Source organism: Fimbriimonadaceae bacterium, from assembly GCA_019454125.1.
In the GTDB taxonomy this organism is placed as follows: domain Bacteria; phylum Armatimonadota; class Fimbriimonadia; order Fimbriimonadales; family Fimbriimonadaceae; genus JALHNM01.
This window is the reverse complement of sequence record CP075365.1, coordinates 855003-870753: the sequence shown is the minus strand read 5'-3', so window position 1 is coordinate 870753 and position 15751 is coordinate 855003. Positions and strand designations below refer to the sequence as shown.

General features: G+C 62.4%; 12 protein-coding genes and 1 tRNA gene. 6 read left to right on the top strand and 7 right to left on the bottom strand.

All coding sequences use genetic code 11. The annotated features are described in order from the left end of the window. Positions 1 to 13 precede the first annotated feature (13 nt). From ileS to KF733_04315, 4 genes are all read left to right on the top strand, one after another. Positions 14 to 2791 carry an isoleucine--tRNA ligase gene (gene ileS, locus KF733_04330; GenBank protein QYK56712.1) on the top strand — a complete coding sequence of 926 codons (2778 nt, stop codon included), beginning with the start codon at positions 14 to 16 and terminating at the stop codon, positions 2789 to 2791. Beyond that, positions 2788 to 3300, top strand: coding sequence for a signal peptidase II (lspA, locus tag KF733_04325; GenBank protein ID QYK56711.1), 513 nt, complete (start codon positions 2788 to 2790; stop codon positions 3298 to 3300). The genes ileS and lspA overlap by 4 nt, the downstream gene beginning before the upstream one ends. Positions 3301 to 3309: 9 nt before the next feature. Next, the gene (locus KF733_04320) at positions 3310 to 3615 is read left to right on the top strand and encodes a hypothetical protein (GenBank protein ID QYK56710.1); all 306 of its coding nucleotides are present in this window, start codon (positions 3310 to 3312) and stop codon (positions 3613 to 3615) included. Between the two features lie 61 nt (positions 3616 to 3676). Continuing rightward, positions 3677 to 3751 (top strand) — tRNA-Val (locus KF733_04315). 189 nt (positions 3752 to 3940) lie between these two features. Here KF733_04315 and KF733_04310 read toward each other — a convergent pair. Genes KF733_04310 through kdpF form a run of 7 tightly spaced genes read right to left on the bottom strand, consistent with a single transcriptional unit; the run spans position 3941 to position 12234 of the window. After that, positions 3941 to 4639 carry a response regulator gene (locus KF733_04310; protein ID QYK56709.1) on the bottom strand — a complete coding sequence of 233 codons (699 nt, stop codon included), beginning with the start codon at positions 4637 to 4639 and terminating at the stop codon, positions 3941 to 3943. Next, a complete protein-coding gene (locus KF733_04305; protein ID QYK56708.1) occupies positions 4632 to 7307 on the bottom strand; it encodes a sensor histidine kinase KdpD in 2676 nt (891 codons plus the stop codon). Before KF733_04305 ends, KF733_04310 begins: the two co-directional genes overlap by 8 nt. A 7-nt stretch (positions 7308 to 7314) precedes the next feature. After that, complete coding sequence (locus KF733_04300) at positions 7315 to 7737, bottom strand: hypothetical protein (protein QYK56707.1); 423 nt, start codon at positions 7735 to 7737, stop codon at positions 7315 to 7317. Further along, a complete protein-coding gene (gene kdpC / locus KF733_04295) occupies positions 7734 to 8306 on the bottom strand; it encodes a potassium-transporting ATPase subunit KdpC (GenBank protein QYK56706.1) in 573 nt (190 codons plus the stop codon). Before kdpC ends, KF733_04300 begins: the two co-directional genes overlap by 4 nt. Next, complete coding sequence (kdpB, locus tag KF733_04290; protein QYK56705.1) at positions 8303 to 10396, bottom strand: potassium-transporting ATPase subunit KdpB; 2094 nt, start codon at positions 10394 to 10396, stop codon at positions 8303 to 8305. The genes kdpC and kdpB overlap by 4 nt, the downstream gene beginning before the upstream one ends. Before the next feature lie 4 nt (positions 10397 to 10400). After that, the gene (gene kdpA / locus KF733_04285) at positions 10401 to 12143 is read right to left on the bottom strand and encodes a potassium-transporting ATPase subunit KdpA (protein ID QYK56704.1); all 1743 of its coding nucleotides are present in this window, start codon (positions 12141 to 12143) and stop codon (positions 10401 to 10403) included. Position 12144: 1 nt separating this feature from the next. After that, positions 12145 to 12234 carry a K(+)-transporting ATPase subunit F gene (gene kdpF, locus KF733_04280; protein QYK56703.1) on the bottom strand — a complete coding sequence of 30 codons (90 nt, stop codon included), beginning with the start codon at positions 12232 to 12234 and terminating at the stop codon, positions 12145 to 12147. A gap of 560 nt (positions 12235 to 12794) precedes the next feature. On the opposite strand from kdpF, the gene KF733_04275 reads away from it, so the two are divergent. Both KF733_04275 and KF733_04270 read left to right on the top strand, forming a co-directional pair. Beyond that, positions 12795 to 13208, top strand: coding sequence for a TSUP family transporter (locus KF733_04275; GenBank protein QYK56702.1), 414 nt, complete (start codon positions 12795 to 12797; stop codon positions 13206 to 13208). Positions 13209 to 13513: 305 nt separating this feature from the next. Beyond that, positions 13514 to 15640 (top strand): adenylate/guanylate cyclase domain-containing protein, encoded by a 2127-nt coding sequence (locus tag KF733_04270; protein QYK56701.1) that lies wholly within the window; start codon positions 13514 to 13516, stop codon positions 15638 to 15640. The last annotated feature ends 111 nt before the right edge of the window (positions 15641 to 15751 follow it).

The window sequence follows — 15751 nt, the reverse complement described above, 5'->3', positions numbered from 1 at the left end:
TCGGTTTCGCCCCATGGACCTCAAGGCGACCTTGAACCTACCTGACCCCGACTTTGGCATCCCGATGCGTGCAGACCTGCCCTCGCGCGAGCCGGAAATTCAGGCGCGGTGGGTGGAAATCGGTCTTTACCACCGGGTCGTGGAGGCGCGCGCGGGGAGGCCGACCTTTGTGCTGCACGACGGCCCGCCCTATACGAACAGTCCGATCCACCTTGGCACCGCGCTCAACAAGCTGCTGAAGGACTTCGTGGTGAAATCGCGGTCGATGATGGGCTTCCAGTGCCCGTACGTCCCTGGCTATGACAACCACGGCCTTCCGATCGAGCAGGCCGTGACCAAGAAGCTCGCGGAACAGGGGCTCACCCCCGACCTCGCCGAGCTTCGCCGCGCGTGCCGGGAGCACGCCGCCAAATATGTCGCGGTCCAGACCCAGCAGTTCAGCCGCCTCGGCATCCTCGGCCAGTGGGAGGCGCCCTACACGACCATGGACTATGGCTTTGAGTCCGAGGTCGTCCGCGTTTTCCGCCGTATGGTGGAGAAGGGGTATGTCTACCGAGGGCTGCGGCCCGTGATGTGGTCGCCCACCTCGCGCACGGCGCTCGCCGATACGGAGATCGTTTACCAGAACGTGGTGAGCAAATCCATCCACGTCCGGTTTCCATTGCGCGAAGACTACGAAGGGAGCCTTTTCGCCGGCTTGGAGAACGTGTCGGCCGTAATCTGGACGACGACGCCATGGACCATTCCCGCGAACCTGGCGCTGGCTTTCCACCCGAAGCTGGAGTACGTCGTCGTGAAGGTCGCGGAGGACAACTTCATCGTCCTCAAGGAACTGCTCCCCAAATTGAGCGAGGAACTGGGCTGGGAGGGCCACCATGTGGTTAAATCCTTCCTCGGCGAGGAGGTCGAAGGCGTCCTCTTCAGGCACCCCGTCTTTGGGCGCGACTCGGTCGCCGTCCTTGCGGATTACGTGACCACCGAGGACGGCACCGGCATCGTCCACACCGCTCCCGGCCACGGCCGCGAGGACTTCCAGACCGGGGTGAAATACGGCCTGCCGATCCTTTGCCCGGTGGACGAGAAGGGCGTCCTGACGGAAGAGGCGGGCGAGTTCGCCGGCAACTTCTACAAGAAGTCCGACTCGGTGGTCGTAGAGCGGCTGCAAGAAGTCGGCGCGTTGCTCAAAGTGGCCGACTACCACCACTCTTATCCCCATGCGGAGCGCGACGGCCAACCGGTGATTTTCCGCGCCACTGAGCAATGGTTCATCTCGATCGACCACGAGAACTTGCGGCAACGCATGCTCGACGAAGTCGACCATAAGGTGGAATGGCACCCGCAGTCAGGCCACGCGCGCTTCCGCGCGATGATGGCGGGGCGTCCGGATTGGTGCGTCAGCCGCCAGCGCCCCTGGGGGGTCGGCATCCCCGTCTTCTATGGCGCGGCGTCCGGCGAGCCCGTCCTGGATCCCGAAGCCATCGAGGCGGTCGCCGAATTAGTGGAGCGCGAGGGGTCCGACGCTTGGTACGTCCGCACGCCAGAAGAGATCCTTCCCCCTGGCTACCAGCATCCCGAGACAGGCGAGACGGAGTTCCGCAAGGAGACCGACGTCTTCGACGTCTGGTTTGACAGCGGCTCGACGAGCCAGGCCGTGCTTAAGAGCCAGACCCATTCCGAATGGCGGCAGCCCTGGCCCGCCGACATCTATTTCGAGGGTTCGGACCAGCACCGCGGCTGGTTCAACGTTTCCATGATCCTAGGCGTCGCGCTCGAGGGGCAGAGCCCATACCGGATCTGCGCCACGCACGGCTTCGTGACCGACGAGAAGGGGGTCAAGATGTCCAAACGCCTGGGCAATTCGATCGACCCGGTCGACGTTTGCGAGAGGTTCGGCGCGGACGTTCTTCGCACCTGGGCGGCAAGCGTGAACTACCACGACGACGTCCCTTGTAGCGAGGCCCTGCTGAAGGTGGCGGGAGAGACCTACCGCCGGTTCCGCAACACGATGCGGTTCCTGCTCATGAACCTCTACGACTATGAGGGGGGTGCGGAGCCGACGGATCCCCTCGACCGTTGGGCCGTCACCGCGACCGACCTTTTGGTGAAGAAAGTCCATTCGCGGTACCGTGGTTTCGAGTTCCACCACGCATTGCGCGAGATGCACGACTTTTGCGCGTCGGAACTTTCCGCCTTCTACTTGGACGCGATCAAGGACCGGATGTACTGCGACGGGCCTGACTGGCCATCTCGGCGCAGTTCGCAAGCCGCCTGCCAGGCGGTCCTCGTCCGTCTGGTGAAGCTGGTTTCCACCGTGCTCCCGCACACGGCGGAGGAGGTTTACGCCAAGATCCCCGCGCTCGACCGGAGGGAATCCGTCCATATGGACGTCCTCACCGAGGCCGACGACTCCTCCTTGCAGGAAGCGGCGTCGGCCCCGTTCCACCAAGCGGTGGATTGGTTCCTAGCAGAATATCGCAACCAGGTGCTCTCCTCGCTAGAGACTTGGCGCAAAGAGACAGGCGTGAAGGATCCGAAGGCCGTTCTCGCCACGCTCCCCCAACCGAGCGCCGAAGCCGCGGCGCATCTTGAGACGCTCACGCCCTTGCTACCGATCTTCCTCAAGATCGCGGCCGTCCGATTCTCGGCGGGCGTCGACGCTCCCCAATTCGAACTCACCGACTGGCGCGAATGCGCCCGAAGCCGCCTCGTGCGGCAGGACGTAGAGGAAGTCGTGTTCGACGGCGAAACGATCAACCTCACCGCAAGGGACCGCAAGGTGCTCGGTCTATGAAGCGGGGCCCCCTAGTCTTCCTCACGTCGGCGATCGCTCTCCTCATCATCGACCAGATGGTTAAGTTTTGGGCCCGAGAATCGGTGAACTGGGTCGAAGGGACGAGCATCCTCGCCCTGTGGCCCGGGGTCTTTGAACTCAAGTTGGTCTTCAACGAGGGGGTGGCCTTCGGCCTGTTCCAAGGCGCGGGGATCTACCTCGCCCCCATCGCGCTTCTCATCACGGGCGCCGCGGCCTACTACAGTTTCCGCCATGCGACGGAGCCGATGATCGTCCACCTCACCGCGGCACTCCTCGCGAGCGGGGCCGTGGGCAACCTCATTGACCGTATTTTTATGGGGAAAGTGACCGACCTCTTTTGGATCCGGGCCATCAACTTCCCCGTTTTCAACGTGGCCGATGTGTGCATCACGCTGGCCGGCGCCCTTCTGCTGGTGGGCGGAATCCGCGAGACGATGACCAAGAAACACGCCGATGAGGGCGCAACCGCCGAAGCCTCGCAGCCGTAAGGAACGGCCATGGGCTACCGACGCTCTCCCGGCTCGCCGCTGACCGTCATCCTCTTCGCGGCCGCGCTGCCGCTTGCCGTCGCCGCTTGCCGTCCGTTGGCCAAGGTTTTCGGCAAAGGCCTCCGCGATATCGGCGATTGGATGGTTAAGGCGGCAGAAGAAGCGGGCCCTAGTCAAGCCCCAGACCCACCTAAGTCCGAAGCCGCCTCCCCGACCGAACCGGAAGAAGTCATCGTCGACCTGGTCGAGGACGACGGGGCGAGAATGGATCCCGGATCCGAGCCGACCGATGACCCAGGGCCCGACCCCGCTTGATTCTCAACCCCAGGGCGGTCCATACTATCCGTTCGCCCCGCCAGCCCGGCGGGGTTCGACCGGGCGGTTAGCTCAGTGGTAGAGCACTACAATGACACTGTAGGGGTCACAGGTTCAAATCCTGTACCGCCCACCACCTTTTTGAACCTGAAGGTGCGAATGCTGGTTCCTAAGATTGGTTCCTAAACTGCTCGGGCTGAATTGAGCTTCAAACGGCCAGCCCACGCGCGGAAGAAAGGGAGCGAAGGGCTTCAATTCACTCGCCGCTTCTTGTTTGTTGGTTCTTAAGGAGTCCTAGCGGCCTATCGCCGCTTCAACCTGAGAATTAGCTCTCAACCAAGAGTCGATATCCAATCCCGCTCTCTGTCCTGATCAGCTTTGGTCGTGCCGGATCTGACTCAAGCTTATGTCTGAGCTGGCCCATATAGACGCGGAGGTAGTGGAGCTCGTCGACGTAGGCCGGGCCCCAGACCTCCTCAAGGAGCTGCTTGTGGGTCAAGACCATTCCGGCATGGCGGACGAGCGTCGCCAGGAGCTTGTACTCAATCGGAGTGAGACGGATCTCTTGGCCGTTCAGCCTGACGATTCTCGTCTGAAGGTCGATTTGGAGCGGACCGGATTCGAAAACTGGCTCTGGATCTGCCTGGCGTGCTCGCGAGGAGTGTCGCAATGCCGCCCGAATCCGGGCCTGAAGCTCGTTCGAGCCAAACGGCTTGGTCATGTAGTCGTCCGCGCCGTTGTCAAGCGCCCGAACCTTGTCGCTCTCTTGTCCGCGAGCTGACAGGACGATGATTGGCACCTGGGTCCACTCTCGCAGCCGTCTGCAGACCTCTTGCCCATCGATGTCGGGCAGACCGAGGTCGAGTAGCACAACAGCTGGGTTCGTTTTGGCGACGAGTTGGATTCCATCTTCGCCCGTGACCGCATCCAGCACTTCAACCTCGCCCTTGCCGTAGCCAGAGCGGATCAGCCTCGTGATGGCGGGCTCGTCCTCGATGACGACGATGCGGATCGGCTCAACCAATCGGAACCTCCGGGGCGGTTCGGGAAGCGGGCAGCGAGACGATGAAGCGGACTCCTTGGGGATGTGCCGGTACGGCCGTGATCTCGCCTCCGTGCGCTTCTACGATCGCCCGGCAGATCGCGAGCCCCAGTCCCGAGCCTCCATGGGCCTGGGAGCCCTGGCTGAACTTCTCAAAGATCGTCGCCAGCTCGCCCGGCTCTAGCGACGGGCCGTCATTGGCGACCTCGATACGCATCGCCTCGTTGCTTGCCCACGCCTTGATCCAGACGTTCGTGCCGGGCGGGGTATGCCGCGCCGCGTTTTCGAAAAGGTTGACGAAGACCTGCTCGACGAGGACTCCGTCGAGTTCGAGGAGGGGGAGGTCGGGCGGCAGCTCGACATGGATCGTGTGCCCGGCCAGCAACAAGTCCGTCCTGGATAGCGCCGCTCCGACCAACTCTTCGATGGACTGCCACTCCTTCGTGACCTTGAGAGCTCCCGCCCGAACGCGAGTCATGTCCAAGAGATTGCGCACCTGCCTTTCCAAACGCGATGCTTCCGCCGCGATCGATTCTGCGAGCTCATGGTCTCGGCCCGGCTCGAGCCGCTCGCTGAGCTGTTCGGCGGCTCCGGAGATGACCGCGAGCGGCGTTCGGAAGTCGTGGGAGACAGAGCTGAGGAGGGTGCTGCGCAACCGCTCGCTCTCCGCTTCGATAGCCGACTCGTGCGAGTCTTTGGCAAGGTTCGTGCGTTCGATCGCCACGGCGAGTTGGTTGGCAAAAGTCTCTAGCAGGTGAAGCTGTCCGATATCCCATTCCGGCCCCCCGTCCCATCGAACTCCGAGAACGCCGACGGGGCCCCGTCCTCCGGTTAAGGGCAAGTAAAGGCCGTCGGAACCGGGGAGGGTGTCCGTTCCCTTGCCGGCCCTCTTCCCGTGGTCCACAACCCACTTGGCCACGGCTTGTTCTTTCGGCTGGCTTTCGAAACCCGTGCGAGACGGCGGTGCGGCGAACAGGGCACTGGTCTTGCGGGAGCGGACGAGCACGGCGACGTCGCAGCCGAACACGTTCCGTATCTGCTCTGCCGCAAACGCCCCCAGCTCCTTTCGGCTGCGCGTGCTGGAAAGCTTGCGGCTCAAGTCATAGAGCGCGGAGGTCCGCTTCGCCCGTTCCGATTCACTTTGGCTCTGCTCCTTGTGGCGGCTCGTGAGAACGCTGATCATGAGTCCCACCACGAGCATGACGAGGAACACGACCCAGTACTGCGGGTCGTTCACGGTGAACGTCGCGCGGGGTTCCGTGAAGAAGAAGTTGAACGAGGCGACTGACAAGAGCGAGGCAAGAAAGGAAGCGGACTGTGAGCTTCGGCTCGCCACAATTGCCACACCGAGTAGATAGAGCGAGACCTTTCCTGCATCCCCCAAGTAGGGGTCGAGAACGGCGTTCAAGCCGGTGGTGGCGCCGGTGGCGGCAAGTGCAAAAAGCCATCCCCTCCAATCAGTGGCCTGCTTCGCCGGAGTCAAGGCGAGCCTGGTCCCCGTCTCCTCTGGCCCCGTGATAACGTGTACGTCGATATCCCCGCTGGAACGGACCATGGAGTCGACGAACGACCCGAACAAGAGCTCTTTCCACTTCGGGCGCACGGGCTTGCCAACGATCAATGTCGTCACGTTCTTCGATCTCGCGAACTCCATGACCGTCTTGACAATGTCGTCGCCCGAGAGCACGGTGGTTTGGGCCCCCAGGTTCTCGGCCAGGCGCAGGCCCTCGTAGGCGAGGTGGCGGCCCTCCGCCCCGAGCTTTGCCTGGCGAGGGCTCTCGACGGTGACGGCCAACACCTCACCGTGGAGCGCGTCGGCCATGCGGCGCGCGGCTCGCACGACCCGCGTGGCCATTCGGTTGGGGGCGACGCAGACGAGAATGCGCTCGGTCGTATGCCAGGGCTCCCGGGCCCCCTCGATCTCGCGGAACACCTGCACCTGGCGATCCACACTCTCGGCCGTCTTGCGCAAGGCGAGCTCGCGTAGAGCCGTCAAGTGTTTCTTCTTGAAGAACCCCCCGAGCGCTTGTTCAATCTTCTCGGGGATATAGACCTTGCCCTCGCGGATACGCTGGATCAGTTCCTCAGGCGGGAGGTCGACCAACTCGACCTCGGCGGCATCGGCGATGATCGAGTCGGGGAGGGTCTCCGCGACGCGAATGCCCGTGATCTGGGCGACAACGTCGTTCAGGCTCTCCAGGTGCTGCACGTTCACGGTCGCGTAAACGTCGATTCCGGCGCGGAGCAACTCCTCCGCGTCCTGCCAGCGCTTGGCGTGGCGCGAGCCAGGGGCGTTGGTGTGGGCTAACTCATCGAGCAGAAGCAACTCGGGCTTGCGTTGGAGGGCGGCATCGGTGTCGAACTCGGTCAGCACGACGCCACTGTGGGGAATCTCTCTCAAGGGGAGGCGCTCCAGCCCCTCGGCGAGGTCTTCAGTTTCCCTTCTGCCATGGGGCTCCAAGTAGCCGACCACCACGTCAACGCCACGCGCCTTGAGCGCCTGGGCGTCGGCGAGCATGGAATACGTCTTGCCGACCCCCGCCGCCATGCCGAGGTAGACCTTGAGACGCCCCTTTCCGCCCGCTTCGGCCCGCTCGACCTGAAGCTGCTTCAGGAGGGCTTCTGGGTCGGGTCGCTCATGCTGGGACACAATCACCTCATCGGACGCGCGGGGGCCTTCTCAGCCATTCGGCGCAATGCAGGTGTACCTGAAGGTCGGGGTGCGACTCTTCGAGACGGCGGATCGACTCGGGCGCGTACTTCCTAGAGGGAAGAAGGGAGCGGTGCGCCGGGAGGTTGGCCAGGAGGAGCGCGGCCGGACCGGGGGCCAGCGTTTCCAAAAGCTCGCAGGCGACCCCGAGCGCAGCGTCCCTTTCCGCGCGGATGATGACAAGAGTGGAGTCTGGGTCTGCCTGCCAGGCATCGCGAACGACTTGCGCATCCCCGTTCGAGACGATGGCCCAACACTTGGCCTTGGGGTCGAGGGCAAGGGCGGTCTGAAACGTCTCGACCATTTCCAGCCCCGGTCGGAAGCCGAGGGCGACGACGGGGACTCGGAGGAGCCGATCATCGGGCTTCAACGAGCGGCCTCCCGGTCCAGGGCGAGGTTCAGTTCGAGCACGTTGACCACCGGTTCGCCAAGGACCCCCAGTCGTGGTCCTTGTGTGTGATTCTGGACAAGCTGTCGTACGCGATCCTCCGCGAGGCCCCTTGCGCGGGCGACGCGAGGCACCTGGAATTCGGCGGCGGCTGGGGAGACGTGAGGGTCGAGCCCACTTCCCGAAGTCGTTACCAGGTCGGTGGGAATGGGCTTGTCATTGCTGGGATCGGCGTTGCGAAGCGCCTTGATGCGCGATGCGATCGCCTCTTTGAGCGCTGGGCTCGTTGGACCAAAGTTCGAGCCTGAAGAAGCTGAGGCGTTGTAAGCCGGTGACGTTGCGGACGGGCGGCCCCAGAAATATTTTTGGGCGTCGAAGGCCTGGCCGATCAAAGAAGATCCGCGCACCTTGCCATTTTCAACGATCAAGCTGCCGTTGGCTTGCTTCGGAAAGGTGAGTTGGGCAACACCCGTGATGATCAGCGGATAAGCCACACCGCACAAGACAGTGAAGAAGAGCAGCATTCGAAGAGAGTGAAGGAAGGATTTCATCGCATAAAGGTTCCAAGAATGAGGTCGATGAGCTTGATGCCCACGAACGGCACGATCAGCCCGCCGAGCCCATAGATGAGCAAGTTTTGGCGAAGCACCTGCTCCGCCCCGACAGGGCGATAACGGATGCCCTTGAGAGCCAGCGGAATGAGCGCGATGATGACGAGCGCGTTGAAGATCACCGCGCTGAGGATCGCACTTTCAGGGGTTTTGAGCCCCATGACGTTCAGTTTTGCTAGTTCGGGATAGACCGAGACGAACGCCGCAGGCAGGATCGCGAAGTACTTTGCCACGTCGTTGGCGATGCTGAACGTTGTCAGGGCGCCTCGGGTCATGAGCAGCTGTTTGCCGGTCTCTACGATCTCGATCAACTTGGTGGGGTTGCTGTCCAGGTCCACCATGTTGCCCGCCTCTTTGGCGGCCTGGGTGCCAGTGTTCATCGCCACCGCCACATCGGCCTGGGCAAGCGCGGGGGCATCGTTCGTGCCGTCGCCTGTCATGGCCACTAGCCGCCCGCCTTGCTGATACTCGCGAATGAGTTTGAGCTTAGCTTCCGGAGTCGCTTCAGCGAGGAAATCATCCACGCCCGATTCGGCGGCGATCGCGGCGGCAGTGAGCGGGTTATCGCCCGTGATCATGACCGTCTTGATGCCCATCTGACGCAGGTCATGGAACCTCTCACGGATGCCACCCTTAACGATGTCCTTGAGGTGGATTGTGCCAAGGACTCGGGGCACCGCGCCGTTCTTCTCGGCGACGACGAGGGGAGTTCCGCCGGACTTGGCGATCTCGTCGACGGTGGCCTGGACCTCGCTCGGGAAGTGCCCGCCTTGCTCTTCGATCCAGCGCTTGACCGCGTCCTGGGCGCCCTTGCGGACCATAATACCGTTCAAGTCGACGCCAGACATGCGCGTTTGGGCGGTGAACGGCACAAAGTGCTCTCCGCTAACTTCTCGGCCCCGAAGCCCGAACTTCTCTTTTGCGAGCACTACAATGCTCCGACCTTCGGGAGTTTCATCGGCAAGCGATGAGAGTTGTGCCTTGTCGGCAAGCTCTTCTGGACTCACTCCGGGCGCGGGTGCAAACGCCACCGCCTGCCGGTTGCCGAGCGTGATCGTGCCCGTTTTATCGAGGAGCAGCACATCCACGTCGCCTGCCGCCTCAACCGCCCGGCCCGACATTGCGATCACATTCTTGCGAAGCAGGCGGTCCATACCCGCGATGCCGATCGCGCTGAGCAGGCCGCCGATCGTGGTGGGGATCAAGCAGACGAGCAGGGCCACAAGGACGGTCACGGTGATCGGCGAACCCTTGCCCGCGCTCTGTACCGCATAAATGGAAAAGGGCAGCAAGGTGGCGCAGGCGAGCAGGAAAATGATCGTCATCGCCGCGAGCAGGATGTTGAGCGCGATCTCGTTCGGCGTCTTCTGCCGCTTGGCGCCTTCGACCATGCCGATCATGCGGTCTAGGAAGCTCTCGCCGGGATTAGCCGAGATACGCACGACGATCCAATCGCTTAGGACCCTCGTGCCGCCCGTGACCGCGCTCCGGTCGCCGCCGGCTTCCCGGACGACCGGCGCGGACTCGCCGGTGATGGCGGATTCGTCGACGGTGGCGACGCCCTCGACGATGTCGCCGTCGCCGGGAATGAAGTGGCCCGCTTCGACAAGGACCAGGTCTCCCTTCCTAAGACCTGAGGCGGACACCGTCTCAAACCTCGTTTCTTCTGAGTAAGCCGACTTGCCCGAGTTGCCGTTCTGGAGCCGCGTCGCCGGCACGTCCTTCTTGGCCTTGCGAAGGGCATCTGCCTGGGCTTTGCCTCTCCCTTCCGCCATCGCCTCGGCGAAGTTGGAAAAGAGCACGGTAAACCAGAGCCAGAGGGCAATCGCGAGGATGAATCCCGGGGCCGCCTCACCCCTGCCATTCAAGGCATAGACCCAGAGCCCCGTGGTTAACATGGAGCCAACCCAGACGACGAACATGACAGGATTCTTAAACTGAACTCGTGGATCGAGCTTTCGGAAGGCGTCTGCCGCCGCCCGGCTCATGAGCGCAGAATCGAAAATGGGTTTGGATTTGACAAGAGACATGGTCTTATTTGGCAATTTGAAGATGCTCGACGATGGGGCCGAGCCCGAGCGCGGGGATGAAGGTCAGCGCGCCGACGACGATCACGACCGAGCAGAGCAGAACAACAAAGAGTGGCGTGTGGGTCGGCAGCGTGCCCGGTCCCGCCGGAACGATCCGCTTTCGCGCCAGTGAGCCCGCGATCGCCAGCACTGGAACCATCAGCCAAAACCGGGAAACCCACATTGCCGCCGCTCCCAGGAAGTTGTGGAACGGCACGTTTGCGCCGAAGCCCGCGAAGGCCGAGCCGTTGTTATTGCCCATGCTTGAATAGGCGTAAAGGAGTTCGGAAAAGCCGTGTGCGCCGGGGTTAGCCATGCCCTTCGCACCCTGAGAAACCCCAGCATCCACCGATGGCCAGACTAGCGAAACCGCCGTACAGAGCAACACGACTACGCAAGGAATGAGGATCACCAACGAGGCCATCTTCATTTCGTGGGCCTCGATCTTCTTGCCGAGATATTCGGGTGTGCGCCCAACCATCAGCCCCGCAAGGAACACCGCGACTATGGCAAACACCAGCATTCCGTAGAGCCCCGAGCCGACTCCGCCGAAAACCACTTCGCCGAGCTGCATGAGCACCATGGGGAAAAGTCCACCGAGAGGCGTGTAGGAGTCGTGCATCGAGTTCACCGAGCCGTTGCTGGCTGCGGTTGTGGCGGTCGCCCAGAGCGCCGAATTGCCGATGCCATGGCGCGCTTCCTTGCCTTCCCAGTTGGCGGTCTGTTGGAGTCCCATTGAGGCAAAGGCGGGGTTGCCGTGCTGCTCCTGGACCACGGTTGGGATGAGGAAAGCTAGAAAGAGCACGGTCATCGCCGCAAGCACCGCCCAACCCTGACGCCGCTGTCCGACCATGACGCCAAATGTGTAGCAAAGTGCAGCAGGAATCAGAAGGATTGCGAGGCACTCGAAGAAATTGCTGACCGGCGTCGGATTCTCCAGCGGGTGGGCCGAGTTGACATTAAAAAACCCTCCACCGTTGGTGCCGAGCTGTTTGATGGCGATCTGGGATGCGGCGGGCCCGAGAGCGATGGTCTGCTCGATGAGCTGGTTGCCACCCGCGTCCTTCGTGGCTTGGACCAGTGTCGCCTTCTCGTAATTGTTGAAGGTCTGGACGACGCCCTGGCTGACGAGTACGAGGCTGAAGACGATCGAGAGCGGGATAAGGATGTAAACCGTTGAGCGTGTGAGGTCGGCCCAGAAATTTCCGATGCTCGTTGCTTCACGAGCTCTTAGCCCCCTGATCAGAGCAGCAAGAACCGCGATGCCCGCCGCCGCACTCACGAAGTTCTGCACGGTCAGCCCGAGCATTTGGGTGAGGTAGCTCATCGTCGACTCTCCGCCGTAACCTTGCCAGTTCGTATTGGTGGCGAAGCTCGATGCGGTATTGAGGCTCGAATCGGCGGAGACAGGTCCCATTCCGGCGGGATTAAAGGGGAGCGATGCTTGAAATCGCTGGAGGAAAAAGACGGCCAGAAATCCAACAACGCTGAATGCTATGGCGTTGACGGCGTACCGCTTCCAGGTCATCTCCTCTTCGGGGTCGACCCCTCCTACCTTGTACGCGAGCTTCTCCAGCCATCCGAATGCAGGGGCTAGAAACGTCCGCTGCCCTTCAAGCACCTTGGCCATGTAGATCCCCAGTGGCTTCACGCAAAGCAACAGGACGAGGAGATAGAGGCCGATCTGAATCCAATCGCGGGTTACCATATCAGAACTTCTCCGGGCGAAGCAGCGCGGTTCCCAGATAGACCAGGAGCATCAGCGCGATGACGCCGCCGATCCAGTAGAGCAAGGTCATTCCACCGCCTCCAGCTTCTCGCACATGCGTATCAAGCCGAACGTGCCGAGAGCGAGACCGAGAATGATTCCTAGAGCCGCAAGGTCCATGTGTTAAATGGTGGAAGAAAGAAAGATCAATGGCGCATCAAGAGGCCGTGACGAAACCTCAAGAATTGGTCAAGAACTAGAATCGATATCCGATGCCAAAGCCGACGAACCAGCCATCCCGAGACTGATTGAGACCCGCTGCCAATGCGAATGTCGACCGCTGTGGCGGGATTGACGAGGTACGACACACCCACATCCGCGAAGGCTGCGCGCGGTCCTCCCTGAGTGGTGGGCATGACGTGGTAGACCTCGGCATAGGCTCCCGAGCTCGGGCTCAAAGTGCGCGACCAGTACATTCCCACTGCCCACTGGTCAAACTCGGTCACGCCTTTGCCCAAGTGCGACCAAGTGACGCTGCCGCCGAACCCGTTCAGATCGTCTATCTGCTGGTAAGCCGCCAATGTCAGCGATGGCTAGCTCTTGCCCACTCGGAAGTCTCGACCGCCAGCCGGCACAGTCGTCGCAGCGCTCTTGCTGTTCGTGGGTGTGGGAGGCATTTTTGGCTGGACCAAGCGGCTAAAGTTCACCGGCGCCTGGGCTTGGGGTGCGGGGGCTGTATCAGGGTTCCTCGGTGGTTTGGTCGGCAACCAGGGTGGCTTGCGAACGGGAGCAATGACTGGACTTGGCGTATCCCGCGATGCGTTCGTGGCGACCGCGACCGCGATAGGACTCATCGTGGATGGAGCGCGAATGCCCATCTATCTTGCCAACCAGTGGCGGGAATTGGCCTCTGTTTGGCCGCAGATCGCCGTGATGTCTGGTGGAGTCCTGGTGGGCACTTTCTTGGGAACGGCGGTTCTCAGGCGGATCCCAGAAAGGCTCTTTCTCCAAGTCGTTTCGGTAATCCTGGTCTTTCTGGCGTTATGGCTGCTCCTCAAACACTAAAGTGCTGCATTCAGCCAAGTCATGCGGGACTGCATCCGCTCCAGGTCGTTCAGAGCGTGGCGAAGAGATTTCACTGAGTGGCACTCTTGATGGTGTTCGCAGGATCAGACACCAGAACCATTTACGGTCACGCCCTTGACTCCCGCTGCACGCAAGTTCGCAATGGACCAGGGTCTCAGCCCCCTCACCCCCAACCCCCTCTCCCCCGGAGGGGTGAGGGGGCCCGAGACCCAACCCAAGCTGGCAGAAGCGCTGGATCGTAACGACGCTCCCAAGTCGCTTATAATAGGTTGGGCAGCAAAGGAATGCGGCTTTCCCTCCGGGCGACGCTAACATTGCGGACCACGCTGTTGCTCGTCGGAACGCTCCTAGTCTTGGGCTCGGTCGCTTTCTGGCGCGCTCGCGTGACCGTCGACGACCTTTCAGGCCGGATCGTACGCCAGACGGCCGTTTTGGTCGACCAGCGTGTCACCGGCCTGCTTGGCCTTGCCGAATCGCAGGGGCGGCTGATCCGGGGCTTGGTGGTGGAATCAGCCACCCAGCGCCGGCCGAGCGCGGGCAACTTCGACTCTCTGGCGCGGCGGATGCTCGACCTGATGCAGGCGCAGCCCGAGTTCGGCGCGGTCCAGTTCACGCTCGAGAGCACGGGCGACCGTGTGCAGGTCGTTCAGCGGGCCAACGGTGCCCTCGTCGTCGAGGTCGTCCGGCGGACAGCGGGCGGCCGCTACCGCACGGAAGAGTATTCGATGTTCGGGCGCGAGCTGCGCCAGACGTCCGGTCGTCTCCGAGAGGCTCTCGACGTGCGCGGCGAGCCCTGGTACCAGCTGGCCCGCGACCGGGGAGAGCAGTCCTGGTACGGCGTTCACCTTCGCAACGATTTGGCCGACGTCAAGACCCCCGGGCTCACCTGCGTCACGCCGGTCTACGACGCGGACAACGCCTTCGCCGGTGTCGTCACGGTCGATTTCACGATCACCGAGCTCAGCCGGTTCCTGCAGACGATCCAGGTTGGTGAGACGGGGCTGGCCTTCCTGGTGGAAGCCGTCCCCGGTCGAGAACCGCGTGTCGTCGCCCATCCGGATTTGAACCGGCTTCTCGTGACCGAAGGTGGCTCCCAGCGACTTGCCAAGCCCTCCGAATTCACCGACCCGGTCGCCAGCGCGACCCTCGCACGGATCGGGGAAAACGGGTGGGCCACCCGCGCGGACGAGGTCCAGCGCATCGTCCTCCGGGCGAGCGGCGAACCCTACATCGCGGGGCTCCTCCCCGTCACAGGAGGAGGGCGTCCGCGCCTGATCACCTGCGTCGCCGTCCGCGACCGGGACTTCATGAGCGGCGTTTGGCAGACCGGGTGGGCCCTTGCCGTGCTTGCCATGGGTGGGGTGGTCGTCGCCGTGGTCTTCAGTCTCTTGCTTGCGCGAAGCGTTTCGCTCCCCCTGCAAGAACTCTCCGCAGAGACCGCGCGGATCCGCTCCTTCGACCTCGAACCGCGACCGCTTCCGACGTCCCGCATCAAGGAGATTGATTGGCTCGCGGAGGGCATGGAGCAGATGAAGACCGGCCTCCGCTCCTTTGAAAAGCTCGTCCCGACCGACTATGCGCGCTGGCTCGTGGAAAGCGGTCAGGAGGCCAAACTCGGAGGCGAGCGGCGGCACCTCACGGTGTACTTCGCCGACATTATTGGGTTCACCGCCCTAAGCGAGCGGATGGAACCGGAAGCGCTGGTCGAGGTGCTGGCCGAGTACCTGGACGTACTCAGCGGCGAAGTCCTGCGCCTTGGCGGAACGGTCGATAAGTTCAACGGCGATGACGTCATGGCCTTTTGGGGGGCGCCGAAGGCGGCGACTGACCACGCCTATCTCGCTTGTCGGGCCGCCCTCCAGAGCCGGGCCACGATCTCGCAGCTGCACTCCGAATGGCGAGAGCAAGGGATCCCCCGGTTGCGGGCCTCCTTCGGGATCGCCACCGGCGACGTCGTGGTGGGCAATGTCGGGAGCCGGCGGCGGATGAACTACACGGTCATCGGAGACTCGGTGAACTTGGCGAGCCGGCTCCAAGGGCTTAACAAGTATTACGAGACGGAGGTCTTGATCAACGAAGCGGCGCGGGAGGAGGCGGGCGAACGGATCGTCACCCGGCTGGTCGACCTCGTCTCGGTGGCTGGGAGGGAGCAGGCCGTGCCGGTCTACGAGTTGTTGGCCCTGGCATCCTCCTGTGCTCCAGAGACGATCGCCCTTGCGAGCCGCCACAATGATGCGATGCGGCTTTACCGCATACGACACTTTGCGGAGTCTGTCGAAGCCTTCGACTCCGTCCTGCGGCTGCGGCCCGATGATGGGCCCGCAAAGATCTTGCGAGCCCGAGCGCACAGGTTTTCTAAAGATCCGCCATCTGACGATTGGAACGGCTCAATAGAGGTTCGCGTTAAGTAAATTTCGATGTAATCCGTCTATGACATCGTCTTATCGCTTATAGATGACCACATACCTTTCCGACATCTCTGTGACTTTAGGCCGGGTAAAGGGCGGCCTGCTAGGCACTTT